This window comes from Streptomyces sp. NRRL F-6676 (assembly GCF_000725625.1).
GTDB lineage: Bacteria > Actinomycetota > Actinomycetes > Streptomycetales > Streptomycetaceae > Streptomyces.
The window spans coordinates 1-3,350 of record NZ_JOHS01000109.1; the positions used below are offsets into that span (position 1 = coordinate 1).

The 3,350-nt window shown below is 68.7% G+C and carries 3 protein-coding genes and 2 pseudogenes; 3 read left to right on the forward strand and 2 right to left on the reverse strand.

Annotation, left to right across the window (positions count from 1 at the left end; all coding sequences use genetic code 11):
- The first annotated feature begins 192 nt into the window (after positions 1-192).
- Positions 193-1,977, forward strand: coding sequence for a stealth family protein (locus IO29_RS31145; protein ID WP_030383507.1), 1,785 nt, complete (start codon positions 193-195; stop codon positions 1,975-1,977).
- Between the two features lie 31 nt (positions 1,978-2,008).
- On the opposite strand, the gene IO29_RS31150 is transcribed toward IO29_RS31145, so the two are convergent.
- Positions 2,009-2,263 carry a hypothetical protein gene (locus IO29_RS31150; protein ID WP_199806985.1) on the reverse strand — a complete coding sequence of 85 codons (255 nt, stop codon included), beginning with the start codon at positions 2,261-2,263 and terminating at the stop codon, positions 2,009-2,011.
- A gap of 122 nt (positions 2,264-2,385) precedes the next feature.
- Between IO29_RS31150 and IO29_RS39850 the strand changes: the two are divergent.
- Together IO29_RS39850 and IO29_RS37370 are read left to right on the forward strand one after the other, a co-directional pair.
- Positions 2,386-2,592, forward strand: a pseudogene (locus tag IO29_RS39850) (IS21 family transposase); the annotation flags it as partial.
- A pseudogene (locus IO29_RS37370) lies at positions 2,583-2,741 on the forward strand (ATP-binding protein); the annotation flags it as partial. The pseudogenes IO29_RS39850 and IO29_RS37370, both read left to right, overlap by 10 nt.
- Positions 2,742-2,750: 9 nt before the next feature.
- Here the strand turns inward: IO29_RS37370 and IO29_RS31155 are convergent.
- On the reverse strand, positions 2,751-3,083 hold the full coding sequence (locus IO29_RS31155) for a hypothetical protein (protein ID WP_078618602.1): 333 nt from the start codon (positions 3,081-3,083) through the stop codon (positions 2,751-2,753).
- Positions 3,084-3,350: the final 267 nt, after the last annotated feature.

The following is a 3,350-nucleotide window of genomic DNA, read 5'->3' on the forward strand; positions in this document are numbered from 1 at the left end:
TGGCGGCAGACGCCGATGAGTGCGAAGAAGCAGTAACAGCGAGGGACGACACCCCAACAAGGTAGACCGCGTCTCACCATGATCGTGTTACGAGCTCGTTGGAGGACCGTTCTGATTCCGCAGGTGCCGCCACCCACGGCGGCTCGACCGGGTGGTGCCCGCACCGGACACCGCCCCAGGCAGGAAAATCACATGCCTTCCCGTATCCACCACCTCACCGACCGTCTGCTGCCGGGCCGCGTCCGTGCCCGTGAGAAAGAGGCCGCCCAGGCCAAGGCCGCACGGGCCGCCGAGGCTGCCCGACAACGCGAGGAGAAGATCGCGGCCCGGCGCCAGGCCCTGCTGGAGTCGGACGCCACGGTGCGCACGATCCTCTTCGAAGGACGCCGCTACTACGGGCGTACCGTGGACCGGTTCACCGCGCAGGGTGCCCGGGCACACAACCTCGCCCTCGTCGCCAATGCCCTGGAACAGGCCGGGATCGAGTACTTCCTCGTCCCGAGCCGCTCGCGCACGCGCCACGTGGTCGCCCTGCGCCGGGCCGACCGCAAGGCCTTGCTGGACGCGCTCCGCGCCACGTACGGGGAGAGTCCGCTGTACGCGCTCAAGCCCAGCGCCAAGGCCTTACCCGAGGACGCGGTGCTGTACGCGGACGGCTCCCTGCCCACCGCGCTCAAGCGCCAGGACGTCATCCGCTTCGGCGAGATCCTGCTCGGGCCTCGGCAGCAGGTCCTCGCGGACCTCACGTACGGCTGCGACGTCGAATTCTGGCAGGACGGCCGAATGCTGCTCGACGACGGCGAACGCGACGCCGCCCGCATCGAGGCGCTGCGTACCCAGGCTCCGCCGGCGGTGCTCGCCGACGCCCTGGTCGCTCCGCGCCCCAACGCGGTCGCCGACGTACTGCCCTCGCCCGCTCGTGCCACGGCCGTCCGCACCATCGAGCGCCGCGACTACCCGACGTACGAAAGCCTCGTCCAGCCGCGCATCGACGCCGTCGACTTCCCCGTCGACCTCGTCTACACCTGGGTCGACGGTTGTGACCCCGACCTCGCCGCCCGCCGTGAATCCTTCCGGACCGGCTCGGACACCCCGCGCATCCACGCCCGCGAGACCGGAGCGTCCCGCTACACGAGCAGGGACGAGCTCAAGTACTCCCTGCGTTCGGTGATGACGTACGCCCCGTTCGTCCGGAACATCTACCTGGTCACCGACGGGCAGACACCCGCGTGGCTGGACACGGAGGCACCCGGCCTCCAGGTCGTCGACCACAAGAGCATCTTCAGCGACCCCTCGGCGCTGCCCGTCTTCAACTCCCACGCGATAGAGACCCAACTCCATCGCATACCCGGCCTCTCCGAGCACTACCTGTACCTCAACGACGACGTCTTCTTCACCCGTCCGGCCGCCGCCGAGCAGTTCTTCCACGGCAACGGCATCGCCAAGCTCCCCTTCTCCCCCTTCCAGCTCGGTCTCGGTGAGCCGCATCCGGACGAGCCGGCCCCCAACTCGGCGGGGAAGAACGTCCGCGCGCTGCTCCTGGACCTCCACGGCCGCTTCACCGTCAACAAGTTCAAGCACACCCCGCACCCCCAAGTGCGCTCCGTGCTGCGGGAACTGGACGAGCGGTTCGCCGAGGACGTGCGCCGTACGAGCCGCTCCCGGTTCCGCGCCACGACGGACATCGCCATGGCGACCTCACTGCACCACCACCACGCCTACCTCACCGGCCGCGCGGTGCCGGGGAAGTACAAGCTGCGGTACCTGGACGTCGGCAGGCCGGGGCTGGACGACGCCCTCGCGGAGTTCCGGCCCGGGCACCCGCACGACTTCCTCTGTCTCAACGACGTCCATACGGCCGAGTCCGAGCAGGAGCGCGTCGCGGCCACCCTGCGCGCCTTCCTGGAGACACAGTTTCCGTTCGCCAGTCGCTGGGAGAAGGCGGGTTCCGGGCCGGACGGCGACGCGGGGCGGTGAGCCACCGCGGGGGCCGGTCCGCCGGCGTCGCTCACGTCGCCGGCGCCTCGGTCCCCTCCTCCCCCGGTCCGAACAGCCGCTCCTCGCTCCACCACTGCGGTGTCTCGTCGACAACCGGGGTGAGTTCCAGCGGCGTCACCTCGTTGCGGGCCAGGACGAGGTCGACCTCGGCGCGGCCTGCGGTAACGGGGACGCTGCGGTGGGAGCGGGCGGGTTGGGCGGCCTCGCGGAGGGCGTCGAGGCGGCGGGTGTAGGGGGCGAGCGGGCGCTTCGCCTTCGACCGCATGTCGGCGTACATGTGAACGCGCAGAGCCGCGTACGGATGAACGTGCAGATTTCTTGACGTGTTGAGTGTCGACCCCCGGCACGCTGCTGCCGGTTGTCCAAGGTTGCAGAGAGGGGCCGGCCATGGTCTTGGACCCGCAGCGCTGGTGGGAGCTCCGGCGTTTTCGCGGCCTGGTGGAGTCCGGGGCTATGAGCGTGTCGGAGGTCGCCAAGGAGACCGGGCTGAACTGGCGAACGGTCAGCAAGTACCTGTCTGCTGACTCGGGTGCCCCACCGCGCCGGACGGCGAGCGGTCAGCCGCGCAAGCGGGTGGTCGATGAGGTCGCCCCGAATGGGGACAGGTGTTCGGTGACGAAGTCCTCGCCACAGCGATCCTCGACCGCCTCCTGCACCACTGCGAAGCCGTCGCCATCAATGGCCCCAGCTACCGGCTGAAGAACCGCCTCAAGGCCATCGAACGCGAGACTGAAGTCGTCTGATCCGGGGGCTCAAGCCTGGCCGAGTTCCTCGCCCGGCGGAATGAAGGCGTCGGCGCTATCGGCATCGTCTACATGCCCGTGAGCGTCCATCGTGATGGCCGTTGCCCGGCCCTGCGAGGTGATCAGCCAAGCGAGCACCTGTTCCTTGAGCGGGGCTTTTCCCGGGCCCTCATCTTTCCAATGGGCCCTCCACCCGCCACCAGGTACTGCGGCCACGACCTGATCGGCTCTCTCAAGGTGGGAGAAATCCTCGTACTCCGTAACGGGACGCATGGCGCCTCGCTTGGGGTCGACGACAAGCGCCGTCCCCGTTGCCGGGTCCCGCGCCTCCACCCGCACCATGCGGCCGATCTCTTTTCGGTGCCGTTGAAGATCGCGGTCCAGCCGGTCTGATCGAAATGACGAAGATCCACTGCCCCATCATCTCGCAGGACAACAAGCTTCATTCGACAAATACTTGCTCTGCACGTTCATCTGTACCCACCTCTGCACATACGCGAGTACGCCGACACCGCAGCGCCTCCACCCGGGCCGGCACCACGTCCATGCCGAGCTCGACGGCCATCTCCTGGCAGGTCACCGGCCCTTGTCCGAGCCGGGCCCGGTCGG

Bases quoted from the DNA above. Each gene is read 5' to 3' on its own strand.
- IO29_RS31150 (WP_199806985.1), bottom strand. From the start codon at position 2,263: ATGCGGTCGAAGGCGAAGCGCCCGCTCGCCCCCTACACCCGCCGCCTC.
- IO29_RS31155 (WP_078618602.1), bottom strand. From the start codon at position 3,083: ATGGTGCGGGTGGAGGCGCGGGACCCGGCAACGGGGACGGCGCTTGTC.
- IO29_RS31145 (WP_030383507.1), top strand. From the start codon at position 193: ATGCCTTCCCGTATCCACCACCTCACCGACCGTCTGCTGCCGGGCCGC.